Below are 15,336 nucleotides of genomic sequence, written 5' to 3'. Positions count from 1 at the left end.
AGGGAGCCAATTATAATGAAAAAAGTACGAGTATTAGTCGCATGTGGAGCAGGAATCGCAACATCAACAGTGGTAATGAAAAAAGTAGAGGATCTATTTGCAAGAAATGATATCCCAGTAGAAATTAATCAAATTAAAATTTCGGAAGCAGCATCAAAACAAGATGGAGCGGATATGCTGATTTCAACAACAATGTTGCCAACAGAGTACAAAATTCCAGCAATCAAAGCGATGGCATTTTTAACAGGGATCGGTACTGAAAAAGTTGAGAATGAAATTATCGAAGCCGCTAAAAGTATTCAATAATTTTGATTGACATGTATATCTTTCACTAACTAAAAAAGAATCACTTAGATCTAATGATCCGTAGTGGAAGATATATGTGTTGAAGAAAGATTTATTTTTTCAAGAGAAAAATTAAATATATCAAAGTAAAACAGGAGGAATAAATTTATGGATGGTTTAACGGACGTAGTACAGAGTATATTAGGCGCCGGTCCAAGTGTTATGTTGCCGATCATTATTTTTATCGTAGGTATTATTTTCAGAGTTTCAGTCAAGAAAGCAATTATTTCGGGTATCACTGTAGGGATCGGGATGATCGGGATCAACCTAGTTATCAATGTATTGACAACGAATGTTGGTCCAGCCGCACAAGCAATGGTCGAGAGATTTGGCTTGAATTTAACAATCATCGATGCAGGATGGCCAGCAGTTTCAGCCGGGACATGGGCGCAACCAATCGCGGCTGTAATGATTCCAGTTATTTTAGTAGTGAATTTAATTATGTTGGCATTAAATCGTACAAAAACACTGAATATCGATATCTGGAACTACTGGCATGTTAGTTCTGTAGCAGCAACTGGTTATATTGTAACAGGAAGTTTCTTCTTTGGCATCTTGTGCGGGATTTTATTCTCAATCATTATTTTAGTGATCGCTGATAAGACTGCACCGAAAGTCCAAGAATATTATGGTCTTGAAGGAATCAGTATTACGACAGGTTCAGCCCAAGGGTATGCAATCTTAGCATTGCCAGTCGGATGGGTATTGGATCGAATTCCAGGACTAAACAAATTAGATGTAAAACCAGAAACGATCCAAAAACGTTTTGGTATCTTTGGCGAGCCGATGATCATGGGAATTATCATTGGTATGTTCTTAGGTTTATTAGGTGGTTATGATCTTATCGGTATTTTACAAATCGGTATGAACATGGGCGCAGTAATGTTCTTAATGCCACGGATGGTAAAAATCTTGATGGAAGGTTTGATCCCAATCCAAGAAGGAGCCCAAAAATTGTTACAAAGCCGTTATGGTGACCGTGAAATCTATCTAGGAATGGATGCTGCATTAGCAACTGGCTCACCAGCCGCATTATCAACAGGACTTTTGATGGTTCCGATCACATTATTCTTAGCCGTAATTTTACCAGGAAATCACGTTTTGCCATTCGGAGATTTGGCAACGATTCCATTCTTCGCAGCTTTAGTTGTACCAAGTCGCAGAGGAAATATCTTAACTTCAGTAATTTCATTAACAGTTGTCATGGCTTTTGCTTTATTGATGGCAACGAACTTTGCACCAGTATTGACTGAGATGGCTCAAGGAATCGTTAAATTCCCAGAAGGTGCTGCTCAAATCACCAATTTGGATACTGGTGGGAATTTCTTAAAATGGATCTTCTTAAAATTATCAGAATTAGTAGCACAAGTAATGTAGGGGGCTTATAAAATGAGTAATAAAATGATGAAGGGTGTTTCAAAGCAAGCACCTGGCTATGATCAAATGGAATTTATCGATTTACCTGTTCCTGAAGCAACTGAAGACAAAGTATTAATCAAAGTAGCTTATACTGGTATTTGTGGATCGGATATCCATACATTCAAAGGGGAATATAAAAATCCGACAACACCAGTAGTATTAGGACATGAATTTTCCGGTCAAGTAGTAGCAGTGGGAGAAAAAGTAGCTTCAGTTAAAGTGGGCGATCGTGTAACGAGTGAAACAACTTTTTATGTGTGTGGTGAGTGTGATTATTGTCAAAATAAACAATACAATTTATGCTCAAATCGAAAAGGGATTGGAACTCAACAAAATGGTTCTATGGCCAATTATGTATTAGCTCGCGAAGAAAGTATCCACATTTTGCCAGATCATTTAAGCTACGAGGGAGCAGCGATGAGTGAGCCGCTGGCTTGCTGTGTTCATGCAATGTATCAAAAGAGTCATTTAGAATTGCAAGATACAATTATTATCATGGGACCTGGGCCGATCGGTTTATTCTTACTGCAGATTGCAAAAGAAATTGGTGCTTTCGTCATCATGACGGGCATCACGAAAGATGCACATCGTTTAGATTTAGCTAAAAAATTAGGTGCTGATGTAGTTGTTGATACAATGCAAGAAGACTTAACTGCTATTGTTAATCAACTAACAGAGGGTTATGGAGTAGATAAAGTTTACGATGCGTCAGGTGCTGCTCCTGCCGTCAACGCCAGTTTACCATTGATTCGGAAGCAAGGTCAGTTTGTTCAGGTAGGACTGTTTGCTAACAAGCTGGTTGAATTAGATACAGAATCGATCATCCAACGAGAAATCGAATATATTGGTAGTCGTTCACAAAATCCATACGATTGGCCAATTGCGATCCATTTATTAGCAAAAGGTGCCATTAATATCGATGAAATGATTACGAAGAAATACCCATTGAATGAGTGGCGAGAAGCCTTTGATAAGGTGATGGAAGGTAATGAAATCAAAGTAATGATCGAATCGAATTTGAACGAATTTTAAGCAGAAAGAGGCTGTGCCAAAGCGGGCACAGCCTCTTTTATTAAATTTTTTATTTTATATATTTTGCTAGAAAATCGGTCATTTTTTTCTGATAGTTAGCTGGATCTTTGCTTAATGATTCAGCGTGTCCAGCACCGTGGACGACATATTTTTCTTTTGGTCCATTGGTGGCATTGTAGACTTCATCCAGCATTGAGAAAGGAACAAAATCGTCTTTATCACCATGGATAAAAAGCATCGGCAGCTGGTTTTTCTTTAGTTGTTTAATAGCATCAGCCTCACCAAAGAAGTATCCAGCACGAATTTTTGTTACTAAACTAGTAATAGGAATCAATGGAAAAGCTGGTAAATTAAAGAGTTGCTTCAATTGATAGGTTAATTCGCCATTGACTGAGCTATAGCCGCAATCTTCGATGATTGCTTTAACATTGGTTGGTAGTTGCTCGCCACCGGTCATCATGACCGTAGCTGCGCCCATACTGACACCGTGGAGAACAATTTCTGATTTTGAATCTTGTCCGACTACTTGATCGATCCATTGAACATAGTCTTTTCTTTCGTGCCAACCAAATCCTATGTAATCACCTTCGCTTTTCCCATGCCCTCTAGCATCAGGTATCAAAACATTATAACCAAGATCATGATAAATTTTAGCATATTGAGTCATATCGGTAGCTTGTCCCATATAGCCGTGAGCCACGATGGCTGTTTTATGTTGATCTTTTTCTGCCGGTAAATAATAGGCAGATAATCTGAGATCATCTTTAGACGTTAAGTGCCAAGTGGTACGATTATTTTCGTCATTAAACCAATTTTCGGCAGCAATCAATTCCGTAGACTTTTTATTTGATCCATTAGACAAAAAATCCTTCTTTGATGGGACAACAGCGTATGAATAGAAATAGTTTCCAGCAAAAGCTAAAGCAATAAGGATAATAAAAATAATCCCTAGGATAATTTTTGTTTTTTTATTCATCATTTCACTCCTATAAATATATCATAAGCAGTATAGATAAATTTTGTGATGATAGCAAGTGTGCGATTTGGTTGGTTTACAGGCAAGCCCTTTCGTGAGAGAATAAAACAGAATTTAAAGCAGGAGCGAATTAAATGGAAAATAAAAAAATTACGATCAAAGATGTAGCGAAACGATCAGGGGTCTCGATTGCGACTGTTTCCCAGATTCTAAATGGAAATGCACAAAAATTTAGTCCGAAAACGGTAGAAAAAGTACTAGCAGCCAAAGAGGAATTTAATTATGAACCTGATTATTTTGCTCGTCGAATGATCATGAAGAAAAGCAAGACGATCGGTGTGTTAGTACCGGATATTACCAATCCCTTTTTTAGTACGTTAGTCCGTGGAATTGAGGGTGTGTTATATCGTGAAAATTTTGTGACGATGTTATGTAATGCGGACTTGGATATGGAAAAAGAGACCAATTATCTAGCAGAATTAAGTCGGCGAGGAGTAGATGGATACATTATTGCAAGCTCTGCCATTTCCAACCAAGCGATCAACCAAACTTTGCGGAAAAAGAATTTGCCTTTTATTGTACTAGATCAAAAAAAGGCAGAGGGGTTTAGCGATGCAGTACTAACGGATGATTTTGCAGGAGGGAAAATAGCAGGAGAACATCTGTATGAATTAGGACATCGAAAAGTCGCGGTCGTATTACCCGAAGATGCTACAGAAAATATTCAAAACCGGTTAAAAGGATTTAACGAAATTTTTTCAAATCCTCTTTTAATTCATAGCGAGCTTTCAAAAGAAGGTGGACGACAGGCAGTCGAATCAATTATTGCTTCGGAAGTTACAGCTATTTTTGCAATCAATGATGAGATTGCTTTTGGTATCTATCTAGGATTAGCAGAAACAAGTAAAATAATACCCGATGATTATAGTGTGATCGGCTATGACAATGTAGATATGTGTGAATATATGACGCCGCAACTAACGACTGTAGCACAACCAATCTATGAATTAGGGCAAACAACCGCGGAACTGTTGTTGGAAAGAATTCATCAACCAAAGAAAGATTGGGAAGAAAAAAAACTTTCTGTTCAAATAAAGAAACGTTTTTCAACAGCACACTTGAAATAGCTTTCAAGCTGTGCTATATTTTTGGTGTCGAATTAAAACGTTTTACTAAAACGTTTTAAAAATAGTAACCGCTTAATTTTAAAGAAAACGAAATGGAGTGACTAAAATGAATACGATTACAATTATTGGTAGTATCAATTTGGACCGCACGATTCGTGTAAAACAAATGCCTAAACCAGGTGAAACAATGCATACTAAAGAAATTTTTTCAGCTGGTGGTGGTAAAGGTGCGAATCAAGCAGTTGCAGCGAAGCGTTCAGAAGCTAAAACTAATTTTATTGGTGCGATTGGAAACGATGAAGCCGGTGAAATGATGCATCAACTTCTTTCAGAAGAAGGAATCGATCTTTCAGGCGTTCAAACTCTTGAAAAACAAGCAACTGGACAAGCGTATATCATAGTAGATGATCAAGGTGAAAATTGTATTATGATTCACGCGGGTGCTAACAATGCTTTCACCCCTGAGCAAGTTCAAGCAAATGCCGATGTAATCAAAGCAAGTGATTTTGTAGTAGCACAATTTGAAAGTACTTTAGCAAGTACTGTAGAGGCGTTTAAAATTGCTCGTGAAGCTGGGGTAAAAACAATTTTGAATCCAGCACCTGCATTAGAAAAAGTTCCTGCTGAATTATTAGCCGTTACAGATATGGTCGTACCAAACGAAACAGAAACAGAAATATTAACTGGGATCAAAGTAACAGATGAAGCAAGTCTAAAAGCTGCCGCTGATTCACTACATCAGTTAGGAATTGAAGCAGTAATTATTACCATCGGCAGTAAGGGCGCATTTTATGATGTGAATGGCCGTAGTGGTATTATTCCTGCGTTTAAAGTAAATGCCGTTGATACAACGGCTGCAGGTGACACTTTTATCGGTGCGATGAGCAGTATATTAGAAAAAGATTTCAGTAATTTAGAAGAAGCCATCAAATACGGTAACAAAGCATCTTCTATCACCGTCCAACGTTTTGGTGCGCAACCATCAATTCCTTATAAAAATGAATTGGATAAAAGAAAGGAAGTAGCAAAATGAAAAAAGGTAAAGTAATTAATTCAGATATTTCACGAGTAATCGCTCAAATGGGTCACTTTGATCAACTAAGTATTGGCGATGCTGGCATGCCAGTACCTGCTACAACAGAAAAAATTGATTTGGCGGTCGATAATGGTATTCCTAGTTTCATGGCCGTATTAAATAATGTACTAGAAGAATTAGAAGTCCAACGTATTTATTTAGCTGAAGAAATAAAAACTGAAAATCCAGCGATGTTGAAACAAATCAAAGAACGTCTACCTGAGATGCCGATTACCTTTATCCCACATACAGATATGAAAGCTGCTTTACATGATAGCAAAGCATTTATTCGTACTGGTGAAATGACCCCTTATGCTAATATCTTATTAGAAAGCGGCGTCGTCTTTTAATTTTTTAAAACTCAAGGAGGAAGTATTATATGAATGCAACGGCAATTTTAATTGGATTGGGTCCATTATTAGGTTGGGGGCTTTTTCCAACTATTGCTTCTAAAATCGGTGGCCGGCCAGTTAATCAGATTTTAGGATCTACTTTAGGAACTCTAATCTTCGCTATCGTATTTGCGTTAGTGAATGGGATGAGTTTTCCTACAGGAATGGATTTATTCTTTTCAATTCTTTCAGGGATTGGTTGGGCAACTGCACAAATCATTACATTCCAATCATTTACATTGGTAGGATCATCAAGAGCAATGCCAATCACCACTGCTTTTCAGTTGTTAGGGGCGTCTTTATGGGGCGTTTTGGCTCTTGGCAACTGGCCTGGAGCTACTGCTAAATTAATCGGAGCTTTTGCTTTGGTATTGATCATCTTAGGTGCTTGGATGACTGTTTGGTCAGAAGAAAAGACACAAGAAAAAGCTAGTGTACTAAAAAAAGCGGTAATTTTATTGGCTTTTGGTGAAATTGGTTATTGGGCATACTCAGCTGCGCCTCAAGCTACAAGTATTGACGGCATGCATGCCTTTTTACCGCAAGCAATTGGGATGGTCATTGTTGCTGTGGTTTATTCTGTGATTTTGACAGTGAAAGATAAAGAAAAATCACCTTTCGTAGAAGTTGTATCATATAAACATATTTTCTCAGGTTTCTTCTTTGCTTTTGCAGCATTGACATACTTGATCTCAGCTCAACCTGATATGAACGGATTAGCTACTGGTTTTATCTTGTCGCAAACGTCAGTTGTCTTAGCCACATTGACTGGAATTTGGTTCTTAGGACAAAAGAAAACAAAAAAAGAAATGACGATTACTATAATCGGATTAGTTTTGATATTAGTTGCCGCAACAATGACAGTCATGATATAAAAAAACGCCGATCGGCGTTTTTTTTTATTGAAATACTTTATTCGAAGGAATTATTGGTTGAGTGCTATAATTGCATCAGAAAAGGGGCGAATTTATGAAATTAACGATTTCATTAGATCTTTTAGAAGAGGCATTTTATTATGTGTCTCCTACAAAACCAGTATCTACCGTACCATTAGTGTACCTAACGTTCACAGCCGAGAAAGCTCAAATAGCTTATACGACAGATAATGAAGCAAAATTGGCACGTAAAGTTGAACGTTCATTTAAAGCGGCTTTCCATGAAATTTTGCAAGCAAATCAAACGTATCGCAGTGAGTTAGATCAGGATCAGTTATTAGGCACACAAGATCATCTAATGAAACAAGGACAATTAATTGATTCAATTGTGACGGCGATCAAAGGATATCCTGAATTACAGTTGATTCGGGTTGAACTAGCGGGGAGTTGGCCACTGTATCAAACGCCCGCAGGTCATTTAGATTTAGCCGAGTAAGCGTGTTAGTTTTGGAAATGCTTCAGAGATGGTACAGTTAAAAGGAAAGGGTGATGAAAAAATGGATATGATATTTTTTGAAGGACAAGCGGTCTTTTTAGAAGACTACAAAAGAGTCGCAAAGAATCAAACGATTGATGAACAACAAGTAATCTCTGAAGTGATGGATCAATTGAATCAACCAACACCAAATGATGAATTGTACTACATTTTACCTGGCGACCAAACTAATAAAGGTCATGCCGTTCGTTTCCCATTTCGTAAAGAATTAATGGCGACTGATAACGAAGCGACTGTTTCCAAACAGTATTTCTATCAAGGCTCTCCTTATGAGTACGAAATGTACGAGGATGAACAATTATAAAAATAAAAAAGACGTGAAAGATTTTTCTTTCACGTCTTTTTATTAAAAAATCAGACCAGTGATAATTGCGCTTAAAAAGCTGACTAAACTAGCACTTAAAAGAATTTTTAATCCATGTTTTGCAACTAAATTTCCTTTTTCTTCATTCAGACCTTTCATAGCACCTGAGATGATCCCGATGGAAGAAAAGTTAGCAAATGAGACTAAGAAGACAGAAACAATTGCTGTGGTACGTGCTGAAAAATGCCAAGTACCTTTAGATAATTCAGTCATGGCAACGAACTCATTCGTCACCAGTTTTGTGGCCATCAAGCTGCCGGCATGAACAGCTTCTTTCCAAGGTATACCTGTCAAAAAGGCTAGTGGAGCAAAAACATAGCCTAAAATTTCTTGGAATGTTAAACCAGTTATTTTCGCAAAAATAAAGTTGATCATCGCGATCAAAGCAACAAAACCGATCAACATCGCTGCTACTGTAATTGCTACTTGGAAGCCATCCAAAATATATTCGCCCAACATTTGGAAGAAGGTTTGATTTTTATCTTCTTCAATAACTAATTCATCGTTTTCTAATTGGTAAGGATTAACGATTGAAGCGATGATAAATCCACCAAATAGATTAAGTACGAGTGCCGTAATAACATAGCGCGGTTGGATCAATGCCATATAAGAACCAACGATCGACATCGATACCGTCGACATGGCTGAGATACTCATTGTTGTTAAACGTTTTTCAGAGATAGTAGGCAATTCTTTTTTGACAGAAATAAAGACTTCAGACTGACCTAAAATAGCAGAAGCAATCCCATTGTAAGATTCTAATTTTCCCATGCCGTTGATTTTACTTAAGACGATCCCCACGCCTTTCATGAAGAGCGGTAGGATTTTGATATAACGTAGAATCCCAATAATTGCTGAAATAAATACGATTGGCATCAAGACATTTAAGAAGAACGGGAAGCTGCCTTTATTAGCGATCCCTCCAAAGACAAAATCCACTCCTGATCCAGCAAAGCTTAATAGTGCGTCGAAGACATTTGCCAAACCACCGACGATTTTTGTTCCTACAGAAGTTCGCAGTAAAATAAATCCTAATAAAAATTGCAAGACGAGCATCACTAAAAGTGGTGTATAACGAATCTTTTTACGATTATTACTAATCAAAAAACTTAATACTAAAACGAGAACTAAACCAATAATACCGATTAAAAAATGCAAATAATCACTCCTATTTTTTTTTTAGAATGGCTTTTCAATGAACTAAAAATAAGTATCTTTATCTCAGTATGAGCTGCCATAAAAAATAATCTGAATTAGTCTAGCCTTTTTTTTGATAAAAAGCGATAAAAAAATATCAGAAAAATACTTATATGAATAAATTCTAAAAGCGAAAGCACTAACAACTTCATTTAAATCTCCACAGAATGATTACAGCTTTTCTAAAAAAAATATGCTATGCTAAAAATGAATTTTGAGGAAAAGAGGCTTTGTGATGGAAGGCGAAAATAAAAAACACGTCATGCTTCCACGATACCAGCAAATAGCGGTAGAAATAGCAGAACGCATCGCAGACCAGCGTTATAAAGTAGGCGACAAAATCCATGCACGCTCAACGTTGGCGAGTAATTTTAATGTTTCTCCCGAGACAGCGCGCAAAGCGATCAATGTCTTAGTTGATCTTGAAATTATGGAAGTTCGGCATGGTAGTGGTGCATATGTACTTTCAAGAGAAAAAGCTCGTGCATACTTTGAACAATATCAAGATGTGCAATCAGTTCAAGAAATCAAAAATGATATTCAAGAAAGCATTAATAATCAGCGCCAAGAACTAGATGCTATGAGTAAATTATTAAATCAATTATTGGCTCAAACGAAACGGGTTCATAATGCAGCTCCGTTCGTTCCCTATGAATTGACTTTAACGAAAGCTGCTGCACATTTAGAAAGTACCGTTAATGATTTAAATATCTGGCACGAGACAGGGGCGACGATCATTGCAATTCAACAAAAAGAAGAATTGTTACTTTCACCAGGACCTTATGCCAAGATTTGTGCTGGAGATACGTTGTTTTTTGTTGGAAATGAATTAGGCTTGCAACGGATGCAACATTTATTTTATCCTAATGATTAGTAAAAAACAGACCATCACGATGGTCTGTTTTTTTGTTTGAATAGATAGATTATCTTTTTTTTGCAGAAAATTTTCATCATCTTTTTTGACAAAGTGACCACATGGTGTTAATGTTGTATGGTCACTTTTATAAAAATAATTGTTTTGTTTCTTTTAATAAACGAAATGAACTATAAACAGAAAATAAGGAGGATATCTTTTGAGTAAAGTTAAGGTAGAGCATCTAACTAAAATTTTTGGTAAGAAGCAGCAACAAGCCCTTGAAATGATTCAAGAGAATCGCAGTAAAAATGAAATCGTAGAAAAAACGGGTGCAACTGTTGGGGTTTATGATGCAAGTTTTGAAGTCAACGAAGGTGAAATATTCGTCATTATGGGTCTTTCTGGTAGTGGAAAATCGACTATGATTCGTTTGTTGAATCGTTTGATTGATCCGACTTCAGGGGAGATCTACATCGATGGTGAAGATATCGCTAAGATGGATAAAGAGGCTTTGCGTGAAGTACGCCGCCATAAAATCAATATGGTTTTTCAAAATTTTGGTTTATTTCCTCATCGTACAATTTTAGAAAATACGGAATATGGACTTGAAGTACGAGGTGTACCAAAAGCTGAACGTCAAGCGAAGGCTGAACAAGCCTTAGATAATTCAGGACTATTAACGTTTAAAGACCAATATCCAAATCAATTATCCGGTGGAATGCAACAGCGGGTTGGTTTAGCACGAGCACTAGCAAATGACCCAGAAATCTTATTGATGGATGAAGCTTTTTCAGCCTTAGATCCACTAATTCGTCGGGAAATGCAAGATGAATTATTAGATTTACAATCTAACGTCCAAAAAACGATCATTTTTATCACACATGATTTGAATGAAGCGTTGCGCATCGGCGATCGAATTGCTCTGATGAAAGATGGACAGATCATGCAGATCGGTACGGGAGAAGAAATTTTGACTCATCCGGCCAACCAATACGTTCGTGACTTTGTCGAAGATGTCGATCGTTCGAAAGTATTGACTGCACAAAATATCATGGTACCGGCCTTCACGACTAATATTGAAGTCGACGGACCAAATGTAGCGTTAAATCGAATGCGTAAAGAAGAAGTCAGCATGTTATTAGCTGTCGATCGCAAACGAAAATTAAAAGGTAGTTTAACTGCAGAAAAAGCTTTGGAAGCTCGTAAAAATAATCTAACACTTAAAGAAGTGATCGATAAGAATGTTCGTCGAATTCCTAAAGATATGTTAGTCACTGATATCTTTAATTTGATTTTTGATTCACCGGCACCACTTGCTGTAGTTGAAGACGATCGCTTAGTGGGGGTTGTCATCCGCGGAAGTGTCTTAGAAGCTTTAGCAGATACAGACATCGAAACAGGAGAGGTGAATGCAAATGTCTAATATTTTACAAAAAGCCTTGCCCATTGCTGATTGGGTCGAAGGATTTACAGAATGGCTGACAAGTACTTTTGCAGGATTGTTTTCAGTCTTACAGCATAGCGGCCAATTTTTGATGGATGGAATGACTAGTATATTAACGATGATTCCACCATTACTATTTATTCTAGTATTAACAGTTATTGCCTTTTTTATCTCGAATAAAAAATGGGGACTAACGAGTTTTACGTTAATTGGTTTATTGTTTATTTATAATCAGGGATTGTGGACAGACTTGATGAGTACCATTACATTAGTCGTTCTATCAAGTTTATTGTCGATCATCATTGGTGTGCCTTTAGGCATCTTGATGGCTAAAAATGAAACAGCCAAAAAAATTATCACCCCCATTTTGGATTTCATGCAAACTATGCCTGGATTCGTATATCTGATTCCGGCTGTTGCGTTCTTCGGTATCGGAATGGTACCAGGGGTTTTTGCCTCAGTAATCTTTGCCTTGCCGCCAACCGTCCGATTTACAAATTTAGGGATTCGTCAAATTCCTAAAGAATTGGTCGAAGCGTCTGATTCGTTTGGCGGAACAGGTAAACAAAAATTATTTAAATTAGAATTGCCATTAGCTAAGAGTACGATTTTAGCAGGGATCAATCAAACCACGATGTTGGCATTATCAATGGTAGTCATCGCTTCAATGATCGGTGCACCTGGTTTGGGTCGTGGCGTGCTTTCTGCCTTGCAACGAGCTCAAGTGGGGAATGGCTTTGTTAATGGTTTAGCATTAGTTATTTTAGCGATCATTATCGATCGTTTCACTCAAAACTTGAATAAACCTAAACAACAAGCAAGTCAAAAAATGCCAAAAGCGAAGAAGAAAAAAATAGGAATCGCAGCAGGCATTATAGCTGTGATCGTAGTTGTCGCTTCTTTTGGTTTTGGCGGAGCAGCTGAAAAAAATAAAGGAACAATCAATCTTACTTATGTTGAATGGGATACAGAAGTTGCATCTACCCATGTAGTGGGGGAAGTTTTAAAAGAGATGGGCTATAAAGTCAATATGACACCATTAGATAATGCAATCATGTGGGAATCGGTAGCTAAAGGTGAATCCGATGCGATGGTAGCGGCATGGTTGCCAAATACACATCAAGCTCAGTATGCACAATACAAAGATCAAGTCGATGATTTAGGTGTCAACTTAAAAGGCGCTAAAGTCGGCCTTGTTGTACCGGATTACATGGATGTCAATTCAATCGAAGATCTATCTGATCAAGCAAAGAAAACCATTACTGGTATTGAACCAGGAGCAGGTGTTGTGAATGCGGCAGAAAATACACTTAAAGCGTATCCTAATCTAGCTGACTGGAAAGTCTCAACTTCTTCATCTGGGGCAATGACGATTGCATTAGGTCAAGCCATTAAAAAGAAAGAACCAATCGTTATCACTGGTTGGTCTCCGCATTGGATGTTTGCTAAATATGGTTTAAAATATTTAGAAGATCCAAAGGGAGCAATGGGTTCTGAAGAATCGATCCATACAATGGCACGCAAAGGCTTAGAAAAAGATCAGCCTGAAGCTTATAAAGTCTTAGATAAATTCCATTGGAACCAAAAAGATATGGAAAGCGTCATGTTAGCAATCAATGAAGGGAAAGATCCTTCCCAAGCTGCAAAAGACTGGATCAAAGACCACCAAAATGAAGTCGAAGAATGGAAAAAATAAGATAAAAAGCACCCTTTCAAAGTGGAACGAAGAGATTCGTCCATCTTTGAAGGGTGTTTTTTATCTGGCTAATCTTTTTTATTCAATTCCTGATCTTTTTTAATCGTGGCATCGATTCCTTTAATAACGGTTGAGATAAAGGTATTGTTTTCTAATTCAACGATTCCAGCAACTGTTGTACCGCCAGGTGAGCTGACTCGATCAATCAAAGTCCAAGGATTTTCTTGGCTGTCAGCCAACGTTTCAGCGCTACCTAAGATTGCTTGAGTCGCAATTTCTAAGGCTAAGTCTTTTGGCATCCCATTCTTCACAGCGGCCCGAGCAATCGAATCGATAAACAAGAAGGTATACGCAGGCGAGCTACCGGCAATTGCAGTGAAGATCGAAAAATATTTTTCTTCTAACGGCCACGCTTTTCCGACAGCATTAAACAGATCAACAATCGTCTTTAAGTCCTTTTCTGAAGCATACTCGTTTTTGCAAACAGCTGCTGCACCAGATCCTACCATAGCATTCATATTCGGCATTACACGAATAATTCTAACAGCTTCGTTAGTTTGAAAGTTCTCATAAAGTGTTTCCGTACTTGTTCCAGCAGCGATGGAAACGATCAAAGGCTGAGTTTCCAAGATGGAGGTTTTAGCAGCTAATAATACTTCTTGAACAACATTGGGCTTAACCGCTAAGATGACGGTATCAACTTTTTGGATCAATGCTTGTAAATCAGCTACTGCTTGAATTTCTTTCTGTTTAGCAAAAGATTGAGCTTTTTCGATTGAAATATCGTATAAATAGATATCTTGTGGGTGACTAAAATGTTGTTGAAGGATTCCTTCAATAATTGCGCTAGCCATATTACCAGCCCCGATAAATCCAATTTTCATAATCGTTCTTCCTCCTAAAGGTGTCTAAATCAAATGTAAATAAACATAAGAAATGATACAATCAATAGATAGATTATAGTTTTATCTGCTATATTTTAAAATAGTTTTGCCAAAGTAAAAAGTGTCTGATTTTAAGGAGAGAAAGAATGAGCATGAGTATAGATCAATCTGCAGCCTTTTATGAATTTTTAGCTAACCTGGATTGTTATCTAACGCATCAATATCAGCTGGATGATGAAGTCCAATATTTTTCAGAGAATTCGCAACGAGAGATCGCTGCGTTTGTTACCAGAAAAACGACTGAAAAAATAGTAGTTAGAAAAGGATTTATTCGTCTTTTATATGTGATTAAAGGGGAAATATCCTATCAGCTCAATGATAAAAAAAGCACTTTATTAGCTCAAGGGATGATTGTCACAAACGGAGATACCAGCTTTTCTTACGTTAGTTCAACTACAACAGAAGTAGTCATTTTTTATTTTAAACCAAACTATTTTAGTGCTTCATTATTGAGTCAATTTGTGGAGGAACCTTTACTATATCGTTTTTTTGTGGATGCATTGAGCCAAGATTTTAGTGGAATCAGCCGCTATTTAGTTTACGATTTTTCTAACCAAGTCGATCTTCATTTTTATCTGTTATTACTATTGAAACAAGTAGTAAAAATGGCTTATTTTAATAATAAAGTGACTAAAGCCGCTTTTGTTTTACTGATCGTTGAGATGAGCCAAGTAGAATATCAAAGTCTGATTGATAAGGATCCTTTTATTTCAAATCAGCAACTAGCAAAAGAATTAGTAGCATATATCGATTTACGTTTAGAACAAGTCACATTAGACGAACTCGCAGATAAGTTTCATTTTCATCCCAATTATTTATCTAGCTTGCTTAAAGAGAAGACTGGGAAAACTTTTACGGAATGGGTTTTGATCCAACGAATTGAACGATGTAAGAACTATTTGATTCAGACCGATTTAACGGTACAAGCAATTATTGAACGTCTTGGTTATAAAGACAAAGCTTTTTTTTATCGTAGATTCAAACAAGTTGAAGGTATGACACCTCGACAATATCGTACACTGAGAGAGGATGATTAAA

The 15,336-nt window shown here is 37.2% G+C and carries 16 protein-coding genes; 13 read left to right on the top strand and 3 right to left on the bottom strand.

Annotated features, from left to right (window positions below):
* Positions 1-15: 15 nt before the first annotated feature.
* The 3 genes from ACQKTA_RS08335 to ACQKTA_RS08325 all read left to right on the top strand — a co-directional run bounded on the left by ACQKTA_RS08335 (position 16) and on the right by ACQKTA_RS08325 (position 2,796).
* Positions 16-306 (top strand): PTS sugar transporter subunit IIB, encoded by a 291-nt coding sequence (locus ACQKTA_RS08335; RefSeq protein WP_332579911.1) that lies wholly within the window; start codon positions 16-18, stop codon positions 304-306.
* Positions 307-453: 147 nt separating this feature from the next.
* Entirely contained in the window at positions 454-1,722 is a 1,269-nt protein-coding gene (locus tag ACQKTA_RS08330) for a PTS galactitol transporter subunit IIC (RefSeq protein WP_332579910.1), read from the top strand.
* A gap of 24 nt (positions 1,723-1,746) precedes the next feature.
* Positions 1,747-2,796, top strand: a complete 1,050-nt coding sequence (locus ACQKTA_RS08325; RefSeq protein WP_427814530.1) for a zinc-binding dehydrogenase — start codon at positions 1,747-1,749, stop codon at positions 2,794-2,796.
* A gap of 49 nt (positions 2,797-2,845) precedes the next feature.
* Here ACQKTA_RS08325 and ACQKTA_RS08320 read toward each other — a convergent pair whose 3' ends face one another.
* Positions 2,846-3,772 (bottom strand): alpha/beta hydrolase, encoded by a 927-nt coding sequence (locus ACQKTA_RS08320; RefSeq protein ID WP_427813420.1) that lies wholly within the window; start codon positions 3,770-3,772, stop codon positions 2,846-2,848.
* 134 nt (positions 3,773-3,906) lie between these two features.
* On the opposite strand from ACQKTA_RS08320, the gene rbsR reads away from it, so the two are divergent.
* The 6 genes from rbsR to ACQKTA_RS08290 all read left to right on the top strand — a co-directional run bounded on the left by rbsR (position 3,907) and on the right by ACQKTA_RS08290 (position 8,101).
* Positions 3,907-4,899, top strand: coding sequence for a ribose utilization transcriptional repressor RbsR (rbsR, locus tag ACQKTA_RS08315; protein WP_427813419.1), 993 nt, complete (start codon positions 3,907-3,909; stop codon positions 4,897-4,899).
* Positions 4,900-5,005: 106 nt separating this feature from the next.
* The gene (gene rbsK / locus ACQKTA_RS08310) at positions 5,006-5,932 is read left to right on the top strand and encodes a ribokinase (RefSeq protein WP_427813418.1); all 927 of its coding nucleotides are present in this window, start codon (positions 5,006-5,008) and stop codon (positions 5,930-5,932) included.
* The gene (gene rbsD, locus ACQKTA_RS08305) at positions 5,929-6,324 is read left to right on the top strand and encodes a D-ribose pyranase (protein ID WP_427813417.1); all 396 of its coding nucleotides are present in this window, start codon (positions 5,929-5,931) and stop codon (positions 6,322-6,324) included. Before rbsK ends, rbsD begins: the two co-directional genes overlap by 4 nt.
* A 29-nt stretch (positions 6,325-6,353) precedes the next feature.
* A complete protein-coding gene (gene rbsU, locus ACQKTA_RS08300) occupies positions 6,354-7,241 on the top strand; it encodes a ribose/proton symporter RbsU (protein ID WP_427813416.1) in 888 nt (295 codons plus the stop codon).
* A 94-nt stretch (positions 7,242-7,335) separates the two neighbouring features.
* Positions 7,336-7,737: a hypothetical protein gene (locus ACQKTA_RS08295; protein ID WP_427813415.1), complete on the top strand. Its 402-nt coding sequence runs from the start codon at positions 7,336-7,338 to the stop codon at positions 7,735-7,737.
* 61 nt (positions 7,738-7,798) lie between these two features.
* On the top strand, positions 7,799-8,101 hold the full coding sequence (locus ACQKTA_RS08290; protein WP_427813414.1) for a DUF5960 family protein: 303 nt from the start codon (positions 7,799-7,801) through the stop codon (positions 8,099-8,101).
* Positions 8,102-8,143: 42 nt separating this feature from the next.
* Here ACQKTA_RS08290 and ACQKTA_RS08285 read toward each other — a convergent pair whose 3' ends face one another.
* On the bottom strand, positions 8,144-9,319 hold the full coding sequence (locus tag ACQKTA_RS08285; RefSeq protein WP_427813413.1) for a NupC/NupG family nucleoside CNT transporter: 1,176 nt from the start codon (positions 9,317-9,319) through the stop codon (positions 8,144-8,146).
* A gap of 274 nt (positions 9,320-9,593) precedes the next feature.
* Between ACQKTA_RS08285 and ACQKTA_RS08280 the strand changes: the two genes are divergently transcribed.
* From ACQKTA_RS08280 to ACQKTA_RS08270, 3 genes are all read left to right on the top strand, one after another.
* Positions 9,594-10,232: a GntR family transcriptional regulator gene (locus tag ACQKTA_RS08280; protein WP_427813412.1), complete on the top strand. Its 639-nt coding sequence runs from the start codon at positions 9,594-9,596 to the stop codon at positions 10,230-10,232.
* A 199-nt stretch (positions 10,233-10,431) separates the two neighbouring features.
* Entirely contained in the window at positions 10,432-11,637 is a 1,206-nt protein-coding gene (locus ACQKTA_RS08275) for a quaternary amine ABC transporter ATP-binding protein (protein ID WP_427813411.1), read from the top strand.
* Positions 11,630-13,354 (top strand): ABC transporter permease/substrate binding protein, encoded by a 1,725-nt coding sequence (locus ACQKTA_RS08270; RefSeq protein ID WP_427813410.1) that lies wholly within the window; start codon positions 11,630-11,632, stop codon positions 13,352-13,354. The genes ACQKTA_RS08275 and ACQKTA_RS08270 overlap by 8 nt, the downstream gene beginning before the upstream one ends.
* 68 nt (positions 13,355-13,422) lie before the next feature.
* Here ACQKTA_RS08270 and proC read toward each other — a convergent pair whose 3' ends face one another.
* The gene (gene proC / locus ACQKTA_RS08265) at positions 13,423-14,238 is read right to left on the bottom strand and encodes a pyrroline-5-carboxylate reductase (protein WP_427813409.1); all 816 of its coding nucleotides are present in this window, start codon (positions 14,236-14,238) and stop codon (positions 13,423-13,425) included.
* Positions 14,239-14,384: 146 nt separating this feature from the next.
* On the opposite strand from proC, the gene ACQKTA_RS08260 reads away from it, so the two are divergent.
* Positions 14,385-15,335 (top strand): helix-turn-helix domain-containing protein, encoded by a 951-nt coding sequence (locus tag ACQKTA_RS08260; RefSeq protein ID WP_427813408.1) that lies wholly within the window; start codon positions 14,385-14,387, stop codon positions 15,333-15,335.
* The last annotated feature ends 1 nt before the right edge of the window (position 15,336 follow it).

It is taken from the genome of Enterococcus sp. 22-H-5-01, assembly GCF_050310005.1.
GTDB classification, from domain to species: Bacteria; Bacillota; Bacilli; order Lactobacillales; family Enterococcaceae; genus Enterococcus_A; species Enterococcus_A hailinensis.
Note: the sequence above shows the minus strand (reverse complement) of the source record. Positions and strands in the feature narration are given on the sequence as shown.